This window comes from Pseudomonas ceruminis (assembly GCF_021602025.1).
Lineage (GTDB): Bacteria > Pseudomonadota > Gammaproteobacteria > Pseudomonadales > Pseudomonadaceae > Aquipseudomonas > Aquipseudomonas ceruminis.
Genome location: NZ_BQHW01000005.1, coordinates 77565 through 97167, shown reverse-complemented (window position 1 = coordinate 97167; position 19603 = coordinate 77565). Strand labels below are relative to the sequence as shown.

At 63.1% G+C, this 19603-nt stretch carries 11 protein-coding genes; 6 read left to right on the top strand and 5 right to left on the bottom strand.

Going from position 1 to position 19603, the window contains the following annotated elements; all coding sequences use genetic code 11:
* The first annotated feature begins 160 nt into the window (after nt 1-160).
* The 4 genes from L6D80_RS07990 (at nt 161) to trxC (ending at nt 7292) form a co-directional block, all read left to right on the top strand.
* Complete coding sequence (locus L6D80_RS07990) at nt 161-1903, top strand: potassium/proton antiporter (protein WP_054901845.1); 1743 nt, start codon at nt 161-163, stop codon at nt 1901-1903.
* A 35-nt stretch (nt 1904-1938) separates the two neighbouring features.
* A complete protein-coding gene (gene mscK / locus L6D80_RS07985) occupies nt 1939-5247 on the top strand; it encodes a mechanosensitive channel MscK (RefSeq protein WP_054901846.1) in 3309 nt (1102 codons plus the stop codon).
* Between the two features lie 117 nt (nt 5248-5364).
* Nucleotides 5365-6825: a protein adenylyltransferase SelO gene (gene selO / locus L6D80_RS07980; RefSeq protein ID WP_176512592.1), complete on the top strand. Its 1461-nt coding sequence runs from the start codon at nt 5365-5367 to the stop codon at nt 6823-6825.
* A gap of 32 nt (nt 6826-6857) precedes the next feature.
* The gene (trxC, locus tag L6D80_RS07975) at nt 6858-7292 is read left to right on the top strand and encodes a thioredoxin TrxC (RefSeq protein ID WP_054901848.1); all 435 of its coding nucleotides are present in this window, start codon (nt 6858-6860) and stop codon (nt 7290-7292) included.
* 53 nt (nt 7293-7345) lie between these two features.
* Here the strand turns inward: trxC and L6D80_RS07970 are convergent, their stop codons facing one another.
* Entirely contained in the window at nt 7346-8119 is a 774-nt protein-coding gene (locus L6D80_RS07970) for a ParA family protein (protein ID WP_054901849.1), read from the bottom strand.
* A gap of 132 nt (nt 8120-8251) precedes the next feature.
* On the opposite strand from L6D80_RS07970, the gene L6D80_RS07965 reads away from it, so the two are divergent.
* Complete coding sequence (locus L6D80_RS07965) at nt 8252-9799, top strand: HAL/PAL/TAL family ammonia-lyase (protein WP_176512593.1); 1548 nt, start codon at nt 8252-8254, stop codon at nt 9797-9799.
* Here the strand turns inward: L6D80_RS07965 and L6D80_RS07960 are convergent.
* The gene (locus L6D80_RS07960; protein ID WP_176512594.1) at nt 9785-10690 is read right to left on the bottom strand and encodes a LysR family transcriptional regulator; all 906 of its coding nucleotides are present in this window, start codon (nt 10688-10690) and stop codon (nt 9785-9787) included. The genes L6D80_RS07965 and L6D80_RS07960 overlap by 15 nt on opposite strands.
* A 108-nt stretch (nt 10691-10798) precedes the next feature.
* Between L6D80_RS07960 and L6D80_RS07955 the strand changes: the two genes are divergently transcribed.
* Nucleotides 10799-12043, top strand: coding sequence for an MFS transporter (locus L6D80_RS07955; protein ID WP_054901852.1), 1245 nt, complete (start codon nt 10799-10801; stop codon nt 12041-12043).
* Nucleotides 12044-12208: 165 nt separating this feature from the next.
* Here L6D80_RS07955 and hemE read toward each other — a convergent pair whose 3' ends face one another.
* From hemE to gltB, 3 genes are all read right to left on the bottom strand, one after another.
* The gene (hemE, locus tag L6D80_RS07950; protein WP_176512595.1) at nt 12209-13273 is read right to left on the bottom strand and encodes a uroporphyrinogen decarboxylase; all 1065 of its coding nucleotides are present in this window, start codon (nt 13271-13273) and stop codon (nt 12209-12211) included.
* 193 nt (nt 13274-13466) lie between these two features.
* Nucleotides 13467-14885, bottom strand: a complete 1419-nt coding sequence (locus L6D80_RS07945) for an FAD-dependent oxidoreductase (protein ID WP_054901854.1) — start codon at nt 14883-14885, stop codon at nt 13467-13469.
* Between the two features lie 122 nt (nt 14886-15007).
* Nucleotides 15008-19453, bottom strand: coding sequence for a glutamate synthase large subunit (gene gltB, locus L6D80_RS07940; protein ID WP_176512596.1), 4446 nt, complete (start codon nt 19451-19453; stop codon nt 15008-15010).
* Nucleotides 19454-19603: the final 150 nt, after the last annotated feature.

The window sequence follows — 19603 nt, the reverse complement described above, 5'->3', positions numbered from 1 at the left end:
AGAAAAGGCACCCACCGCGGTGCCTTTTCTACATCTGCAGAAACGCTTTACATGCTGCCAATTCATCAGGTTAGAATCGATTGGCACGCGACCTGCTAGCTTTTGCCGAAAAGCATGCTACCCAGTTCATTTTCCCCCCGCCGTCCCGGAGTACCTGCCTTTGGATGCAAGCACCATCAACAGCCTGTTCCTGATCGGCGCATTGCTGGTGGGTGCAAGTATCCTGGTCAGTTCGCTGTCATCGCGCCTGGGTATTCCGATCCTGGTCATCATCCTCGCCGTCGGCATGGTCGCCGGCGTAGACGGTGGCGGCATCATCTTCAACAACTACCCGACGGCCTACCTGGTGGGCAACCTGGCACTGGCGGTAATCCTGCTCGACGGTGGCCTGCGTACCCGCGTGGCCAGCTTCCGCGTGGCCTTGTGGCCGGCCTTGTCGCTGGCCACCGTCGGCGTGATGATCACCACTGCGCTCACTGGCCTGGTGGCAGCCTGGCTGTTCGACCTGAGCCTGATCCAGGGCCTGCTGATCGGTGCCATCGTCGGCTCTACCGACGCGGCAGCAGTGTTCTCGCTGCTCGGCGGCAAAGGCCTGAACGAACGGGTAACCGCTACGCTGGAAATCGAATCGGGCAGCAATGACCCGATGGCGGTGTTCCTCACCGTAACCCTGATCGACATGATCGCCAGCGGCCAGACCGGCCTGCACTGGAGCCTGCTCACCCACCTGCTGCGCGAGTTCGGCATCGGCGGCCTGCTCGGTCTGGGCGGTGGGTGGCTGATGCTGCAACTGGTCAACCGCATCAACCTGGCCGGGGGCCTGTACCCGATTCTGGTGGTCGCCGGCGGGCTTGTGGTGTTTTCGCTGACCAACGCCCTGCACGGCAGCGGCTTCCTTGCCGTGTACCTGTGCGGCCTGGTGCTGGGCAACAAGCCGATCCGTAGCCGCCATGGCATCCTGCACATGCTCGATGGCATGGCCTGGCTGGCGCAGATCGGCATGTTCCTGGTGCTGGGCCTGCTGGTCACACCCCATGACCTGTTGCCCATTGCCCTGCCGGCACTGGGCCTGGCGCTGTGGATGATCCTGGTCGCCCGCCCACTGTCGGTCGTGGCCGCGCTGTTGCCGTTCAAAGCCTTCCATGGCCGCGAGAAAGGCTTCATCTCGTGGGTCGGCCTGCGCGGTGCGGTGCCGATCATTCTGGCCGTGTTCCCGCTGATGGCCGGCCTGCCGGACGCCCAGCTGTTCTTCAACCTGGCCTTCTTCATCGTGTTGGTGTCGCTGCTGGTGCAAGGCACCAGCTTGCCGTGGATGGCCAAGCTGCTGAAAGTGACGGTACCGCCGGACCCGGCCCCCATCTCGCGTTCGGCACTCGAGGTGCACATCACCAGCGAGTGGGAGCTGTTCGTGTACCGCCTGGGTGCGGAAAAGTGGTGCATCGGCGCAGCCCTGCGCGAACTGAAGATGCCTGAAGGCACCCGTATCGCCGCGCTGTTCCGTGGCGAGCAACTGCTACACCCGTCGGGCAGTACCGTGCTGGAGGTCGGCGACATGCTCTGCGTGATCGGCCATGAACATGACCTGCCGGCGTTGGGCAAGTTGTTCAGCCAAGCGCCCCAGCGCGGCCTGGACCTGCGTTTCTTCGGCGACTTCGTGCTCGAAGGCGATGCCGAACTGGGTGCTGTGGCCGCGCTGTATGGCCTGAAACTCGACGGCCTGGACGCGAAAATGCCGCTGGCGCAGTTCATCCGACAGAAGGTCGGAGGCGCTCCAGTAGTAGGTGACCAGGTCGAATGGCACAGCACGATCTGGACCGTGGCGACCATGGACGGGAACAAGATCCAGAAAGTGGGCGTCAGATTCCCCGAAGGAACGCGACCCGGACCAGGATTGTTCCTCTAAACTCCGATTTCGCCTGATCCACAAGTAGTCTGCCTATGTCTCTGCGCGTGTACCTTCGCACAGCCCTGCTCGGGCTGTGCCTGTCCCTTTCGTTCGCGGCTGTAGCGGCCGAAACCCCTACCACTGCCAGTATTCAGCACAGCCTCGACAAGATCGCCGAGCGCAAACTTCCGGAAGCCGATCAGAAGGCCCTGCAGCAGGTACTGGAGCAGACCCTGGGCCTGCTGGCCAACAAAGAGGACAGTGAGAAAAAGCTCGCTGCGCTCAAGCAACAGCTGGCCAGCGCACCAAAAGAGACCAGCGACAGCCAGAAAGAACTGGCCAAGCTCAAGGAAAGCAAGCCGCAGCCGGTCGCCCAACGCTATGCCACGCTCACAGTGCCGCAGCTCGAGCAGATGCTCAGCGAGCGCAACACCCAACAGGGGGAGCTGCAGAAGGCGCTGTCTGAAGCCAACAGCCTGATCATCAACTCCCAGACACGCCCCGAGCGTGCCCAGGCCGAAATCAGCAACAATCAGACCCGTACCCAACAGATCAACAACAGCCTCAAAAGCGGCAAGGACGGCGGCAAGACGCTCAACGCCGACCAGCGTAACCAGCTCGCCGCCGAACTTGCCTCGCTGAATGCAGTGACCTTGCTGCGCCGCCAGGAACTGGCCGGCAATGGCCTGCTGCAGGACCTTGGCAACGCGCGGCATGACTTGCTGATCGAACGCGCCGCCCGCCTGGAGCAGGAAATCCAGGACCTGCAGACGCTGATCAACGAAAAGCGCCTGGCCCAGTCTCAGGAGACGGTCACCCAGCAGTCGATCGAAGCGCAGAAGGCAGGCGGCAGCAGCCTGCTGGCCAGCGAGAGCGCCGCCAACCTCAAGCTGTCCGACTACCTGCTCAAAAGCACCGACCGCCTCAACGAACTGACCCAACAGAACCTGCGCACCAAGCAGCAGCTCGACAGCCTGACCCAGGCCGACCAGGCCCTGGACGAACAGATCAGCGTGCTCAAGGGCAGCCTGCTGCTGTCGAAGATCCTCTACAAGCAGAAGCAGGCCTTGCCGCACCTGAAGGTGGACCGCGACCTGGCCGACCAGATCGCCGACATTCGCCTGTACCAGTTCGAGATCAACCAGCAGCGCGAGCAGATGAGCAGCCCCGCAGCCTATGTCGACAAGCTGCTGGCCAACCAGCCGCAGGAAGATGCGACACCGGCGCTGCGCAAGGCACTGCTGGAAGTTGCCATCACCCGCAGCGACCTGCTCGAACGCCTGAACCGTGAACTGTCAGCCCTGCTCAACGAATCGATCACCCTGCAGCTCAACCAGAAGCAACTGCTCGGCACCGCCCAGGGCCTGCGCACCACGCTGGACGAGCAGATGTTCTGGATCCCCAGCAACAAGCCGCTGGACTGGGACTGGCTGAGTTATGTACCGGAGCGTTTCGCCAAACAGGTCGCTGACCTGCCCTGGGGATCCGGCCTCAAGGAACTGGCCGATGGCCTGAGCCAGCGCCCACTACTGTTCCTGCCACTGCTGTTGGTCATCGGTGCCCTGCTCTGGCGCCGCAAGTACCTTTACCAGCGGCTGAGCAAGGTGCACCAGGACATCGGCCACTTCCGCCGAGACAGCCAGTGGCACACCCCCCAGGCGATCCTGATCAACATCCTGCTGGCGATGCCCGTCAGCCTCGGCCTGGCTCTGTGCAGCTATGCCCTGCAGATCGACGCCCGCGGGCAGAACGCCAACCTGGGCGCAGCGCTGTGGCAACTGGCTCAGGCCTGGCTGGTGTTCTATACCGCGTACCGCATTCTTGCCCCCGGCGGGGTAGCGGAAATCCACTTCCGCTGGCACAAGCCCCAGGTCGAGTTCCTGCGGGGTTGGGTGCGCAGGCTGGGCACCGTGGTACTGGCCCTGGTCGGCGTGGTGGCGGTCGCCGAGCATCAGCCATCGGCGCTGGCCGACGATGTGCTGGGCATCGGCGTGGTGCTGACCTGCTACGCCTTGATGGCGTGGCTGCTCAGCCGCCTGCTGCTGAGCAGCCCGGCGCACCGCGACACCTCACTGTTCCGCAAGGCTGTGGGGGTGGCCTTCACCGCGCTGCCGATCGCTCTGTTCGTGGCGGTGTGCTTCGGCTACTACTACACCGCACTCAAGCTCACCGACCGCCTGATCTACACCCTTTACCTGCTGATGTTCTGGCTGGTGATCGAAGCGGCATTCGTGCGCGGGCTGTCGGTAGCCGCGCGGCGCCTGGCCTACCAACGCGCCCTGAGCAAGCGTGCGGCAGCCAAGGAAGGGCTGGATGGCGAGGTCATCACCGAAGAGCCGACGCTGGACATCGAACAGGTCAACCAACAGTCACTGCGCCTGATCCGCCTGGCCTTGCTGGGTGGGTTCATGGCCGGCCTGTACTGGGTGTGGTCGGACCTGATCTCGGTATTCGCCTACCTCAACAACTTCACCCTGTACGAATACACCAGCGGCACCGGCACCGCTGCCAGCATGGTGCCCATCAGCCTCGGCGACCTGCTTGGCGCGCTGGTGATCGTCGGCATCACCTTCGCCCTGGCCGGCAACTTGCCGGGCTTGCTCGAGGTGCTGGTGCTGTCGCGCCTGAACCTGGCCCAGGGCAGCGCCTACGCCACCACCACGCTGCTCTCGTACACCATCGTCGGGGTCGGCATTGTCAGCACCCTGTCTACCCTGGGGGTGAGCTGGGACAAACTGCAGTGGCTGGTGGCCGCGCTGTCAGTCGGCCTGGGCTTCGGCATGCAGGAAATCTTCGCCAACTTCATCTCCGGCATCATGATCCTGTTCGAGCGCCCGGTACGGATCGGCGACACCATCACCATCGGCAACCTGTCCGGCACGGTTAGCAAGATCCGCATCCGCGCCACTACCATCACCGATTTCGACCGCAAGGACATCATCGTCCCCAACAAGACCTTCATCACCGGCCAACTGATCAACTGGTCGCTGACCGACACGGTAACCCGGGTGACATTGAAACTGGGCATCGACTACGGCTCCGACCTGGACCTGGTACGCGAGCTGCTGCTCAAGGGCGCCCACGAAAACCCCCGGGTACTCAAGGACCCGGAGCCAATCGTGTACTTCCTGAACTTCGGCGAGAGCTCGCTGGACCACGAGTTGCGCATGCATGTCCGCGATCTTGGCGACCGCAACCCGACGCTGGACGAGATCAACCGCTTCATCAACCGCGAGTTCAAGGCGCACAACATCAAGATCTCGGTACGCCAGGTCGAGGTGTTCCTGATGGACCCCAAGGGCGGCAAGCAGCAGTTGATTCCCCTGGAACAGCCCAAACCCGATGGCACTCAACCGGTGTAAGTAGACTCCATAGGGCATGAAAGCCCAGAATGCCTGCGGGGGCTGCGCCCTCGATCGCCGGCAAGCCGGCGGTGGGGCCGCAAGGTGGCCCCTTGGTACCCACCCCAGGAGCAGCCCGTGAAAGCCCTCGACCAACTCACCTTCGACAACCGCTTCGCCCGCCTGGGCGATGCATTCTCCACCCAGGTGCTGCCCGACCCCATCGCAGACCCACGCCTGGTGGTCGCAAGCGAATCGGCCATGGCCCTGCTCGACCTTGACCCCGCCCAAGTCGACTCACCGCTCTTTGCCGAGCTGTTCAGCGGGCAAAAGCTCTGGGAAGCAGCAGATCCACGGGCAATGGTGTATTCCGGCCACCAGTTCGGCTCGTATAACCCGCGCCTAGGCGATGGCCGCGGCCTGTTGCTGGCTGAAGTGCTCAACGACCACGGCGAGCATTGGGACCTGCATCTCAAAGGGGCCGGCCAGACGCCGTATTCGCGCATGGGCGATGGCCGCGCTGTACTGCGCTCGTCGATTCGCGAATTTCTCGCGTCCGAAGCGTTGCACGCCTTGGGTATCCCCACCAGCCGGGCGCTATGCGTGATCGGGTCCAGCACCTCGGTCTGGCGCGAAACCCGCGAGAGCGCCGCCATGCTCACGCGCCTGGCACAAAGCCACGTGCGCTTCGGCCATTTCGAGTACTTCTACTACACCCGCCAGCCCGAGCAGCAACGCGTGCTGATCGATCATGTGCTGCAACAGCATTACCCTGAATGCCGCGACGCCGAGCAACCGTACCTGGCCCTGTTCCGTACCCTCGTCGAGCGCAACGCCGAGCTGATCGCACGATGGCAGGCCTATGGCTTTTGCCATGGGGTGATGAACACTGACAACATGTCGATCCTCGGCATCACCTTCGACTTCGGCCCCTACGCCTTCCTGGATGACTTCGACGCCAACTTCATCTGCAACCATTCCGATGATCGCGGCCGCTACAGCTACGCCAATCAGGTGCCTATCGCCCACTGGAACCTCAGTGCACTGGCCCAGGCCATGACCACGGTTGTCGAAGTCGAACCGCTCAAGGAAGCGCTGGGGCTGTTCCTGCCGCTGTACCAGGCGCATTACCTGGACCTGATGCGCCGCCGCTTGGGCCTGACCACCGCCGAGGACGACGACATGGCGCTGGTCGAGCGCCTGCTGCAGCGCATGCAGAGCGGCGGCGTGGACTACAACCTGTTCTTCCGCAAACTGGGCGAGCGGCCGGTGGACGAGGCGCTCAAGGTGGTGCGCGATGATTTCATCGACCTGTCAGGCTTCGATGCCTGGGGTGCCGATTACCTGGCCCGCTGCGCGCGCGAAACCGGTAACGCAGAGGGCCGCCGGGAACGGATGCATGCGGTGAACCCGCTCTACGTGCTGCGCAACTACCTGGCGCAAAAAGCCATCGAAGCAGCCGAGGCCGGCGACTACAGTGAAGTACGGCAGCTGCATCAGGTGCTGAGCAAGCCGTTCGAGGAACAGGCCGGCATGCAGGGCTACGCCGAGCGACCACCGGAATGGGGCAAGCATCTGGAAATCAGCTGTTCCTCATGACGAGGCCTGGACGAACAACACAAGGAAATGACATGACCGAGCCACTGTTGATCCCCTGCCCCCACTGCAACGGCCTCAACCGCCTGCCCGCCGCGCGCCTGGGCGATGCACCGAAATGCGGGCGCTGCAAACAGGATGTACTGCTGAACCACCCATTCGAGCTCAGCGAAGGCAACTACGCCAGCCAGATCAAAGGCGACCTGCCGCTGCTGATCGACGTCTGGGCCGACTGGTGCGGCCCGTGCAAATCCTTCGCCCCCACCTTCGAGCAGGCCGCCCGCCAGCTCAACGGCCGCTGCCGCCTGGCCAAGCTCGACAGCGAAGCCAACCGCAACCTGGCCGGGCAACTGGGTATCCGCTCGATCCCCAGCCTGATCCTGTTCAGGAACGGCCGCGAAATCAGCCGCCAGGCAGGCGCATTTCCACTGCAGTCATTGCTCGAGTGGCTGCGTAGCCAAGGGGTCTAGGCTTCATGCCCAAGACCGCCACCTACCGGTATGCCAGCGCCCAATCGCTCGACTCAGTCAGCGCGCTCCAGCAGATCGTGCAGCTCGACAAACTGCTGGGTCAGCTTGTGCCGGGGCTCCAGGTGAATCAGCGGCAGGCTGGCGTGGTGCGATTCGCGCATCTTCACCGAGCTGCCCAGGTACACCGGTAGCACCGGCAACCCCTCGGCGAGCAGTTCGTCAAGCATCTGCTGGGGCAGTGTGGCGCGGGATTGAAACTGGTTGACCACAATGCCTTCGACCACCAGGTCTTCATTGTGGTCGTCCTTGAGCTCTTCGATTTCTGCCAGCAGGCCATACAGGGCCTGGCGCGAGAAACTGTCACAATCGAAGGGAATCAGTACACGATCGGCTGCGATCAGCGCGGAAACTGCATAGAAATTCAGCGCGGGCGGGGTATCGATGTAGATTCGCTCGTAATCCTCGTCCAGCTCGTCGAGCAACTTTCGCAGCTTATTGATCTTGTGCTTGGCCTCAAGCTTGGGCTGCAGGTCGGCCAGCTCCGCGGTGGCGGTGACCACATGCAGGTTGTCGAACGGCGTTTCGTAGATATCCACCTTGTTCTTCTTGCTGAACGGCCCACTGGACAGGCTCTGCTTGAAGAAGTCGGCGATACCCATGGGTATGTCGTCACCGGTCAGGCCCGTCAGGTACTGAGTCGAGTTGGCCTGGGCATCCAGGTCGATCAGCAGGGTCCGGTAGCCTTCGCTGGCACTCACCGCCGCCAGGTTGCAAGCGATGCTCGACTTGCCCACGCCACCTTTCTGATTGAACACCACGCGCCGCATGAGAGACCTCCGTGTATCAACGAATGCCCGAGTATGTGGCGGCGCGGCAGCAATGGCCAGCAGCAATTGCCGGACACCGATGGCAACGGTACCCTGCCCGCGAGATCAATCGCCACACACGACGGAAGACCGATGACGATGCACCCGCATGAGCCTGTAACCTTCGGCGAGCTGCCGCTGGTGATCGAAGACGTCCTGGCCCTGGCCGAACGCCGTGCCACGGTAACCCTGCAGGACGATGGGGCGTACCGCGAGCGTATCGAACGCGGCGCCCGCTTCCTGGATACGCTGCTGGACAAGGAAGGCGTGATCTATGGCGTCACCACCGGCTACGGCGATTCCTGTGTGGTCGCCGTGCCCCTGGAGCACGTAGAAGCCCTGCCACGCCACCTTTACACCTTCCACGGTTGCGGCCTGGGGCGCCTGCTCGATGCGTCCGCCACCCGCGCCGTACTGGCCGCGCGGCTACGCTCGCTGAGCCATGGCGTATCGGGTGTGCGCCTGGTGCTGCTGGAGCGCCTGCGCGACTTCCTGGCCCACGACGTCCTGCCGCTGATCCCCGAAGAAGGCTCGGTGGGCGCCAGTGGCGACCTGACGCCCTTGTCCTACGTCGCCGCGACCCTGGCCGGTGAACGTGAAGTGATGTACCAAGGGCAACGCCGCAACAGTGCCGAGGTGCACCGTGAGCTCGGCTGGCAGCCATTGGTGCTGCGCCCCAAGGAAGCCCTTGCACTGATGAACGGCACCGCGGTAATGACCGGCCTGGCCTGCCTGGCGTTTGCCCGCGCCGACTACCTGCTCAAGCTGGCCACCCGCATCACCGCGCTCAACGTGATCGGCCTGCAGGGCAACCCGGAGCACTTCGACGAACGGCTGTTCGCCGCCAAGCCGCACCCAGGCCAGGCCCAGGTCGCCGCCTGGCTACGCCAGGACCTGGCCGTCGACGCCCCGCTGCCACCGCTGCACCGCTTGCAGGACCGCTATTCCCTGCGGTGTGCACCGCACGTGCTGGGCGTGCTGGCTGACAGCCTGGGCTGGCTGCGCGGCTTCATCGAGACGGAACTCAACAGCGCCAACGACAACCCGATCATCGACGGTGATGCCGAACGGGTGCTGCATGGCGGGCATTTCTATGGAGGCCATATCGCCTTTGCCATGGACAGCCTGAAGACGCTGGTGGCCAACGTCGCCGACCTGCTCGACCGCCAACTCGCCCTGCTGGTGGACGTGCGCTACAACCATGGCCTGCCGAGCAACCTGTCCGGAGCCCAGGCCGAGCGGGCCATGCTCAACCATGGTTTCAAGGCCGTGCAGATCGGCGCCAGCGCCTGGACCGCCGAGGCCCTCAAGCAGACCATGCCGGCCAGCGTGTTTTCGCGCTCCACGGAATGCCACAACCAGGACAAAGTGAGCATGGGCACCATCGCGGCCCGTGATGCCCTGCGCGTGCTGGAGCTGAGCGAGCAAGTCGCCGCAGCAGCATTGCTGGCTGCCAACCAGGGCGTATGGCTACGTGGCCGCGAGACAGGCAGCCGACCGTTGCCACCGCCCCTGGCACAGATGCACGCGGCCCTGCTGGCGGATTTCCCTCCCGTCATCGAGGACCGTGCCCTGGAAAGCGACTTGCGCCTGTGCCTGCGGCGTATCGCTGAGCGCCACTGGTCGCTACACCTCAACTGAGCCCAGCGGTCGCCCCGTCAACAGCTCGGCGAACGCCTTTGCCATCGCCGAGCCACCCTGTGTTCGCTGCACCAGCCACACCGCCGATGTTGCATCCTCATCGAGCAGCGTGCGATACACCACGCCCTCGATACGCATGCGTTGGAACGACGCCGGCAACACCGACACGCCCAGACCCGCCGACACCAACCCGATGATGGTCATCGCCTCCCCGGCCTCCTGAGCAAAATGCGGGCTGAAGCCCGCCTGCCGCGCCAGGCTGAGCAACTGCGCGTACAACCCGCTGCCATAACTGCGTGGAAAGAACACGAACGGCTCTTGCGCCAGTGCCGCCATGTACACACCCTGCTCGGCCCCCTCGGCCAGCGGATGGGACGCATTGATTACGGCTACCAGCGGCTCGCGAAACAGTTCGGTGGCTACCAGCCCGTCCGGCAGCGGCATGGGCCTCATCAGCCCCACCTCGATGGACTCGTCGAAGACGCCCTCGGCAATGTCACGGCTGCTCATTTCCTTGAGGTTCAGGTGTACCGCGGGGAACCGCTGGCGAAATGCATGAATGGCCTTGGGGATCTTCGACGTGAACGGGGCGGACGAGGTGAAGCCGATTTTCATCTCGCCCAGCTCACCCAGTTGCGCACGGCGCGCGACATCGGCCGCTTTTTCCACTTGCGCCATGACCTGCCGGGCCTCGTCGAGGAACAACCGCCCGGCCTCGCTCAGTTCGACCCGACGATTGGTCCGCTCGAACAGCCGCGCCCCCAGCTCCTGCTCCAGGGCCTGGATCTGCTGGCTAAGTGGCGGCTGGGAGATCCCCAGATGCTGGGCGGCGCGGCCAAAGTGCAGCTCTTCGGCAACGGCGATGAAATAACGCAGATGGCGCAGTTCCATAGAGGGCTCCAAACGAGTCGCAAAAGCTCTTAAATAGGTCGAACAATATATTGGATCTAATCATTAGCCAGCTATATGCTTTTTTCATTGCGCCTGAGGTACCCACCCGTGAAAACTGCTGTAGCCCCCCTTTCCGCCGACCCCGAACCTGCCACGCTGAACGAGATCTGGATCGAAAAAGGCACGCCTGCCTTCATGAAAACCGTGCTGGCGCTGTTCAGCGGCGGCTTCGCCACCTTCGCCCTGCTGTATTGCGTACAACCGATGATGCCCCTGCTGTCGCAGGAGTTTTCGATCAACGCCGCGCAGAGCAGCCTGGTGCTGTCGGTCTCGACCGCCATGCTTGCATTCGGCCTGCTGATCACGGGGCCAATCTCCGACCGTATCGGGCGCAAGCCAGTCATGGTGTTCGCGTTGCTGTGCGCCGCGCTATCGACCATGGTCAGCGCCGTGATGCCGACCTGGGAAGGGGTGCTCGCCACACGCGCGCTGGTGGGCCTGTCACTCAGTGGCCTGGCGGCCGTGGCGATGACCTACCTGAGTGAAGAAATCCATCCCCAGCACATCGGTCTGGCCATGGGCCTGTACATCGGTGGCAATGCCATCGGCGGCATGAGCGGCCGGCTTATTACCGGCGTGCTGATCGACTTCGTCAGCTGGCACACGGCAATGCTGACCATCGGTGGCCTGGCGCTGCTCGCAGCACTGGTGTTCTGGAAGGTACTGCCCGAATCACGCAACTTCCGCCCGCAGACGCTTCACCCGCGCAGCCTGCTCAATGGCTTCGTCATGCACTTCAAGGACGCCGGCCTGCCCTGGCTGTTCCTCGAAGCCTTCTTGCTGATGGGCGCCTTCGTCACCCTGTTCAACTACATCGGTTACCGCCTGCTGGCCGAGCCTTACCACATGAACCAGGCGTTGGTCGGCTTGTTGTCGGTGGTTTACCTGTCGGGTATCTACAGCTCGGCGCAGGTCGGCGCCCTGGCCGACAAACTGGGCCGGCGCAAGGTGTTCTGGGCCAGTATCGTGGTGATGGCAGGCGGCTTGCTGACGACCTTGGCGACGCCTTTGGTACTGGTAATTTTTGGCATGCTGGTATTCACCTTTGGCTTCTTTGGCGCGCATTCGGTGGCCAGTAGCTGGATTGGCCGCCGGGCACTGACGGCCAAGGGGCAGGCTTCATCGCTGTACCTGTTCTGCTATTACGCAGGGTCGAGCGTGGCGGGTACGGCGGGTGGGGTGTTCTGGCACCAATGGGGCTGGAATGGCATCGGGCTGTTCATTGGCAGTTTGCTGACGGTGGCGTTGTTGGTGGCCTTGCGCTTGAGCAAGCTGGCGCCCAAGACCGCCTGACGCAGGGCTTCTGTGGGCGCGGGCTGGCCCCGCGAACCGCGGCCAAGCCGGGGGCCAACCACCGCGTTGCCTGTTCCACGGGCCATGCCCGCTCTTACGCCACACGCCTGAATAACTTATGCAAAAAAAACCGGCACGCAGGCCGGTTCTTTTTCGTGCATCAGGTCACTGGTGATACTGCGCCGACAGTTCATGCACGGCATTGATGAACACACCGGCATGCTCAGGGTCGACTTCCGGCGTAATGCCGTGGCCCAGGTTGAACACATGGCCTGTGCCCTTGCCATAGCTGGCCAGGATGCGTGCCACTTCGTTACGGATGGCTTCGGGCTTGGCGTACAGCACGGTTGGGTCCATGTTGCCTTGCAAGGCCACCTTGTCGCCGACACGGCGGCGGGCGTCACCAATGTCACAGGTCCAGTCCAGGCCAAGGGCGTCAGCACCGGCTTCGGCGATACTTTCCAGCCACAGGCCGCCGTTCTTGGTGAACAGGATCACCGGCACCTTGCGGCCTTCGTGCTCGCGAATCAGGCCGCTGACAATCTTGCGCATGTAAGCCAGGGAGAATTCCTGGTAGGCCGCCGCCGACAGATTGCCGCCCCAGGTATCGAAGATCTGCACCGCCTGGGCGCCGGCCAGGATCTGGCCATTGAGGTAGCTGGTCACCGACTGGGCCAGCTTGTCCAGAAGCAGGTGCAACGCCTGTGGGTTGTCGTAGGCCATGGCCTTGGTCTTGCGGAAGTCCTTGGACGAACCGCCCTCGACCATATAGGTGGCCAAGGTCCAGGGGCTGCCAGAGAAACCAATCAGCGGTACGCGGCCGTTGAGCTCGCGACGAATGGTGCTGACCGCATCCATCACATAGCCAAGGTCTTTCTGCGGGTCTGGAATCGGCAGCGCTTCGATATCGGCCGGGGTGCTGATGACCTTCTTGAAGCGCGGGCCTTCACCCGTTTCGAAGTACAAGCCCAGGCCCATGGCGTCGGGGATGGTGAGAATGTCCGAGAACAGGATCGCTGCGTCCAGTGGATAGCGGTCCAGCGGCTGCAGGGTGACCTCGCAGGCGAACTGCGGGTTCATGCACAGGCTCATGAAGTCCCCGGCGTTGGCGCGGCTGGCGCGGTATTCCGGGAGGTAGCGGCCAGCCTGGCGCATCATCCAGACCGGGGTCACGTCTACGGGTTGCTTGAGCAGTGCACGCAGGAAACGATCGTTCTTCAGGGCAGTCATGTCGGCATCCGGCAAAAAAGTGCGGGCATTTTCTCAGACGCCAGCCCAAAAGGCACGGCCATGGCCATGCGTTTTGTCTATTGGATGCCATAGATCAAGCGTTTTTGTATACAAAACCTTCGCCAGGCAAGCCCGCCCGCATAGATTCGGCGTGGAACCTGTAAGGGCGAGCGTGCCCGGCGAATGCCATGGATCAGACCTCCAGGTAGTCCAGGATGCCTTCAGCAGCCGTACGGCCTTCAAAAATGGCCGTCACCACCAGGTCAGAACCGCGCACCATGTCGCCACCTGCGAAGATCTTCGGGTTGCTGGTCTGGTGCTTGAACTTGCCCTTCTCCGGTGCCACGACGCGGCCCTGGCTGTCCATCTGGATGCCATGCTGCTCAAACCACGGCGCTGGGCTTGGGCGGAAGCCGAAAGCGATTACCACGGCATCAGCCGGCAGGATCTCTTCAGACCCCGGGATCGGCTCGGGGCTGCGGCGGCCACGGGCATCTGGCTCACCCAGACGCGTCTCGACCACCTTCACACCTTCGACCTTGTCCTCACCGACAATGGCGATGGGCTGGCGGTTGTAGAGGAACTTCACGCCTTCTTCCTTGGCGTTCTTCACCTCTTTGCGCGAGCCGGGCATGTTGGCCTCGTCACGGCGATAGGCGCAGGTTACCGACTTGGCGCCCTGGCGGATCGAGGTGCGGTTGCAGTCCATCGCAGTGTCGCCACCGCCCAGCACCACGACCTTCTTGCCCTGCATGTCGACGAAGTCTTCCGGTGACTTCTCGAAGCCCAGGTTGCGGTTGACGTTGGCAATCAGGAAATCCAGTGCGTCATGCACACCCGGCAGGTCTTCGCCCGGGAAGCCGCCCTTCATGTAGGTGTAGGTGCCCATGCCCATGAACACGGCGTCGTACTCGGCGAGCAGTTGTTCCAGGGTGATGTCTTTACCCACTTCGGTGTTCAGGCGGAACTCGATACCCATGCCGGTGAAGACTTCGCGACGATTGCTCAGCACGGTCTTTTCCAGCTTGAACTCGGGGATGCCGAAGGTCAGCAGCCCACCGATTTCCGGGTTGCGGTCGAACACCACCGGGGTTACGCCGGCACGCACAAGCACATCGGCGCAACCCAGGCCAGCAGGGCCAGCACCGATGATGGCAACACGCTTGCCGGTCGGCTTGACCTTGGACATGTCCGGGCGCCAGCCCATGGCGAAGGCGGTATCGGTGATGTACTTCTCCACCGAGCCGATGGTTACCGCGCCAAAACCGTCATTCAGGGTGCAGGCCCCCTCGCACAGACGATCCTGCGGGCAGACACGGCCGCACACCTCCGGCAGGGTGTTGGTCTGGTGCGACAGCTCTGCCGCGGCCAGGATGTTGCCTTCGGACACCAGCTTCAACCAGTTGGGGATGAAGTTGTGCACCGGGCACTTCCACTCGCAATACGGGTTACCGCAGCCCAGGCAGCGGTGCGCCTGTTCTACGGACTGCTGCGGCTTGAACGGTTCGTAGATCTCCACGAACTCCTTCTTGCGCTGGCGCAGCAGCTTTTTCTTGGGGTCCTTGCGGCCCACTTCGATGAACTGGAAGTCGTTGCTCAGACGTTCAGCCATTTTTCAAAACCTCTTTACCGCAGTCGCAAGCTACAAGCTGCAAGCTGCAAGTCGATCACTTGGGTCCGGCAAACCTCACGCTGCTGGATGTGCAGCGTGAGGCTTGCCACTTGCAGCTGTTGTTACTGCGGGTTGGCACGGGTGCTGGACAGCAACTGCTTGAGATTGGCCGCCTTCGGCTTGACCAGCCAGAAGCGCCGCACGTAGTCGTCCAGGTTTTCCGAGAGCTCACGCCCCCACTCGCTGCCGGTTTCTTCAACGTACTCGGCAAGGACGCGCGCCAGGTGGCTGCGGTAGGCCTCCATCGCCTCACCACTGATACGCTGGATTTCCACCAGCTCGTGGTTGAGTTTGTCGACGAAGGTGTTGTCCATGTCGAGCACGTAGGCGAAGCCGCCAGTCATGCCAGAACCGAAGTTGTAACCGGTCTTGCCCAGAACGCAGACAAAGCCGCCGGTCATGTATTCACAGCAGTGATCGCCAGTACCCTCGACAACGGCGTGGGCACCTGAGTTGCGCACAGCGAAGCGTTCGCCCGCAGTACCGGCGGCAAACAGCTTGCCCCCCGTCGCGCCATACAGGCAGGTGTTGCCGACGATGGCGCTGTGCTGGGTTTCGAACGGGCTGCCAACTGGCGGCACGATGGTGACCTTGCCGCCGGTCATGCCCTTGCCGACGTAGTCGTTGGCGTCACCTTCCAGGTGCAGGTTCAGGCCACCGGCGTTCCACACGCCAAAGCTCTGCCCCGCAGTACCTTTGAAGCGGAAGGTGATCGGCTTGTCAGCCATGCCCTGGTTGCCGTACAGCCTGGCGATTTCGCCAGAGATACGGGCACCGATGGAACGGTCGCAGTTGCAGATGTCGAGGGCGAACTCACCCCCGGCCTGGTCGCGGATGGCCGGCAGGGCCATGTCGACCATCTTCTCGGCCAGCTCGCCCTTGTCGAACGGCGGGTTCTTGTCGACTTCGCAGAACTGCGGCTTGTCAGCCGGAATGTGCGAGCTGCCCAACAGCGGCGTCAGGTCCAGGTACTGCTGGCGCTCAGTGTCGCCAGGCAGCACTTCGAGCAGGTCGGTGCGGCCGATCAGCTCACCCAGGCTGCGCACGCCCAGTTTGGCCAGCCATTCACGGGTTTCTTCGGCGACGAAGGTGAAGAAGTTGATCACCATGTCGACGGTGCCGATGTAGTGGTCCTTGCGCAGCTTGTCGTTCTGGGTCGCCACGCCAGTGGCGCAGTTGTTCAGGTGACAGATACGCAGGTATTTGCAGCCCAGGGCGATCATCGGCGCGGTGCCAAAGCCGAAGCTCTCGGCGCCGAGGATGGCGGCCTTGATCACGTCCAGGCCAGTCTTCAGGCCACCGTCGGTCTGTACCCGCACCTTGCCGCGCAGGTCGTTGCCGCGCAGGGTCTGGTGGGTTTCAGCCAGGCCCAGTTCCCACGGAGCGCCGGCGTACTTGATCGACGTCAGCGGCGAAGCGCCGGTGCCGCCGTCGTAACCGGAGATGGTGATCAGATCGGCATAGGCCTTGGCCACGCCGGCGGCGATGGTGCCGACACCTGCCTCTGCCACCAGCTTGACCGAAACCAGTGCTTGCGGGTTGACCTGCTTGAGGTCGTAGATCAGCTGGGCCAGGTCTTCGATCGAATAGATATCGTGATGCGGCGGTGGCGAGATCAGGGTCACGCCGGGCACCGCATAGCGCAGCTTGGCGATCAGGCCGTTGACCTTGCCGCCCGGCAGTTGCCCGCCCTCGCCTGGCTTGGCGCCCTGGGCGACCTTGATCTGCAGCACTTCGGCGTTGACCAGGTACTCCGGAGTCACCCCAAAACGGCCGGTGGCCACCTGTTTGATCTTCGAACTGCGCAGGGTGCCGTAGCGCGATGGGTCTTCACCGCCCTCACCGGAGTTGGAGCGCGCGCCCAGGCGGTTCATCGCCTCGGCCAGCGCTTCATGCGCTTCTGGCGACAGTGCGCCGAGCGAGATACCGGCGGAGTCGAAGCGCTTGAGGATCGCCTCCAGCGGCTCGATCTGGTCCAGCGCCAGGGCCTGGTCGGCCACTTTCACTTTCAGCAGGTCGCGGATCATCGACACCGGGCGCTGGTCGACCAGCGTGGTGTATTCCTTGAACTTGCCATAGTCGCCCTGCTGCACCGCAGCCTGCAGCGTGTTGACCACGTCCGGGTTGTAGGCATGGTATTCGCCACCGTGGACGAATTTGAGCAGGCCACCTTGCTGGATCGGCTTGCGCGCACTCCAGGCCTCGGCGGCGAGCAGCTTCTGGTCGCCTTCCAGGTCGACGAAGCGCGCGCCCTTGATGCGGCTGGACACGCCCTTGAAGCTCAGGCCGACCACTTCCTCAGCCAGGCCCACGGCTTCGAACAACTGGGCACCGCGGTACGAGGCGATGGTCGAGATCCCCATCTTCGACAGGATCTTGAGCAGGCCTTTGGAGATGCCTTTGCGGTAGTACTTGAAGACCTCGTCCAGGTCGCCCAGTACTTCGCCGGTGCGGATCAGGTCGGCCAGCACTTCATACGCCAGGTACGGGTACACGGCCGAAGCGCCGAAGCCCAGCAACACGGCGAAGTGGTGCGGGTCACGCGCGGTGGCAGTTTCGACCAGGATGTTGCTGTCACAACGCAGGCCTTGCTCGGTCAGGCGGTGATGAACCGCGCCGACGGCGAGCGAAGCATGCACCGGCAGCTTGCCCGGGGCGATGTAGCGGTCGCTCAGCACCAGCTGGGTCTTGCCGCTGCGCACCGCCTCTTCCGCCTGGTCGGCGATGTTGCGGATGGCGGCTTCCAGGCCGACGCCCTGTTCGTAGTTGAGGTCGATCAGTTGGCGATCGAAACCCTCGCGCTCCAGACTCATCAACGAACGCCACTTGGCGGGCGAGATGACGGGCGAGCTGAGGATGACCCGCGAGGCGTGCTCCGGGGACTCCTGGAAGATGTTGCGCTCAGCACCCAGGCAGATTTCCAGCGACATCACGATCGCTTCGCGCAGCGGGTCGATCGGTGGGTTGGTGACCTGGGCGAACTGCTGGCGGAAGAAGTCGTAAGGGGAACGCACGCGCTGCGACAGCACTGCCATCGGCGTGTCGTCGCCCATCGAGCCCACGGCTTCCTGGCCCTGCTCGCCGAGCGGACGCAGCACCTGGTCACGCTCCTCGAAGGTGACCTGGAACATCTTCATGTATTGCTTGAGCTGGTCAGCATCGTAGCTGGCCGCACCCTGGTCGTCGGTCAGGGTCGCCTGGATGCGCGTGGCGTGCTGACGCAGCCAGCGCTTGTACGGGTGGCGCGACTTCAGGCGGTTGTCGATGGCATCGGTGTCGAGGATCTGGCCAGTCTCGGTGTCGACGGCGAAGATCTGCCCTGGGCCGACCCGGCCCTTGGCGATAACGTCTTGCGGCTTGTAATCCCATACGCCGATTTCCGACGCGATGGTGATGTAGCCGTTGGTGGTGGTCACCCAGCGCGCCGGACGCAGGCCGTTACGGTCGAGCAGGCACACCGCGTGGCGGCCTTCGGTCATGACGATGCCGGCCGGGCCGTCCCACGGCTCCATGTGCATGGAGTTGTACTCGTAGAAGGCGCGCAGGTCGGCGTCCATGGTCTCGACGTTCTGCCAGGCTGGCGGCACCAGCATGCGCACGCCACGGAACAGGTCGATGCCACCGGTGACCATCAGCTCCAGCATGTTGTCCATGCTCGAAGAGTCGGAGCCCACGCGGTTGACCAGCGGGCCAAGCTCTTCCAGATCGGGGATCAGGTCGTTGGCGAACTTGGTGCGACGGGCCATGGCCCAGTTGCGGTTGCCGGTGATGGTGTTGATCTCGCCGTTGTGGGCGAGGAAACGGAACGGCTGAGCCAGCGGCCATTTCGGCAGGGTATTGGTGGAGAAGCGCTGGTGGAACACGCAGATCGCGGTTTGCAGGCGCTCGTCACCCAGGTCCGGGTAGAAGGCCGCGAGGTCGCGCGGCATCATCAGGCCTTTGTAGATGATGGTCTTGTGCGAAAAGCTGCAGATGTAGTGGTCGGCATCGTGGGCGTTGGCCACGGACGAACGGCGACGGGCACTGAACAGCTTGATGGCGAAGTCCTGATCGCTCAGGCCTTCACCGCCGATGAACACCTGTTCGATCTGCGGCAGGCGCTCCAGGGCCAGACGGCCAAGCACGCGGGTGTCGATCGGGACTTTGCGCCAGCCAACCAGCGTGAGGCCAGCAGCCAGGATTTCGCGGTCCATGTTGGCACGGGCGGCTTCGGCTTTTACCGGGTCCTGGTTGAAAAACACCATGCCGACGGCGTACTGCTTGGGCAGCTCGACTGCAAAGTGCTCCTGGGCCATGGCACGCAGGAATTGATCGGGCTTCTGCATGAGCAGGCCGCAACCGTCACCGGTTTTGCCGTCGGCGTTGATACCACCGCGGTGGGTCATGCACGTCAGCGCCTGCATGGCGGTTTGCAGAAGGTGGTGGCTCGGTTCGCCCGTCATATGGGCAATCAGGCCAAAACCACAGTTGTCCTTGAATTCTTCGGGATGGTACAGACCTGTTTTCATAGACACTTTCTCACCAGGTTCACCTCTCAACCGGAGGCAAATCTCTTTTTTAACAACCACTTACCATCCACGCCGATCAAATGCCAGCTTTTTTGCGGTGGCCATGGAAAACCATTGTTGCACAGCGACAGCGATGCCCACAAATTTTCA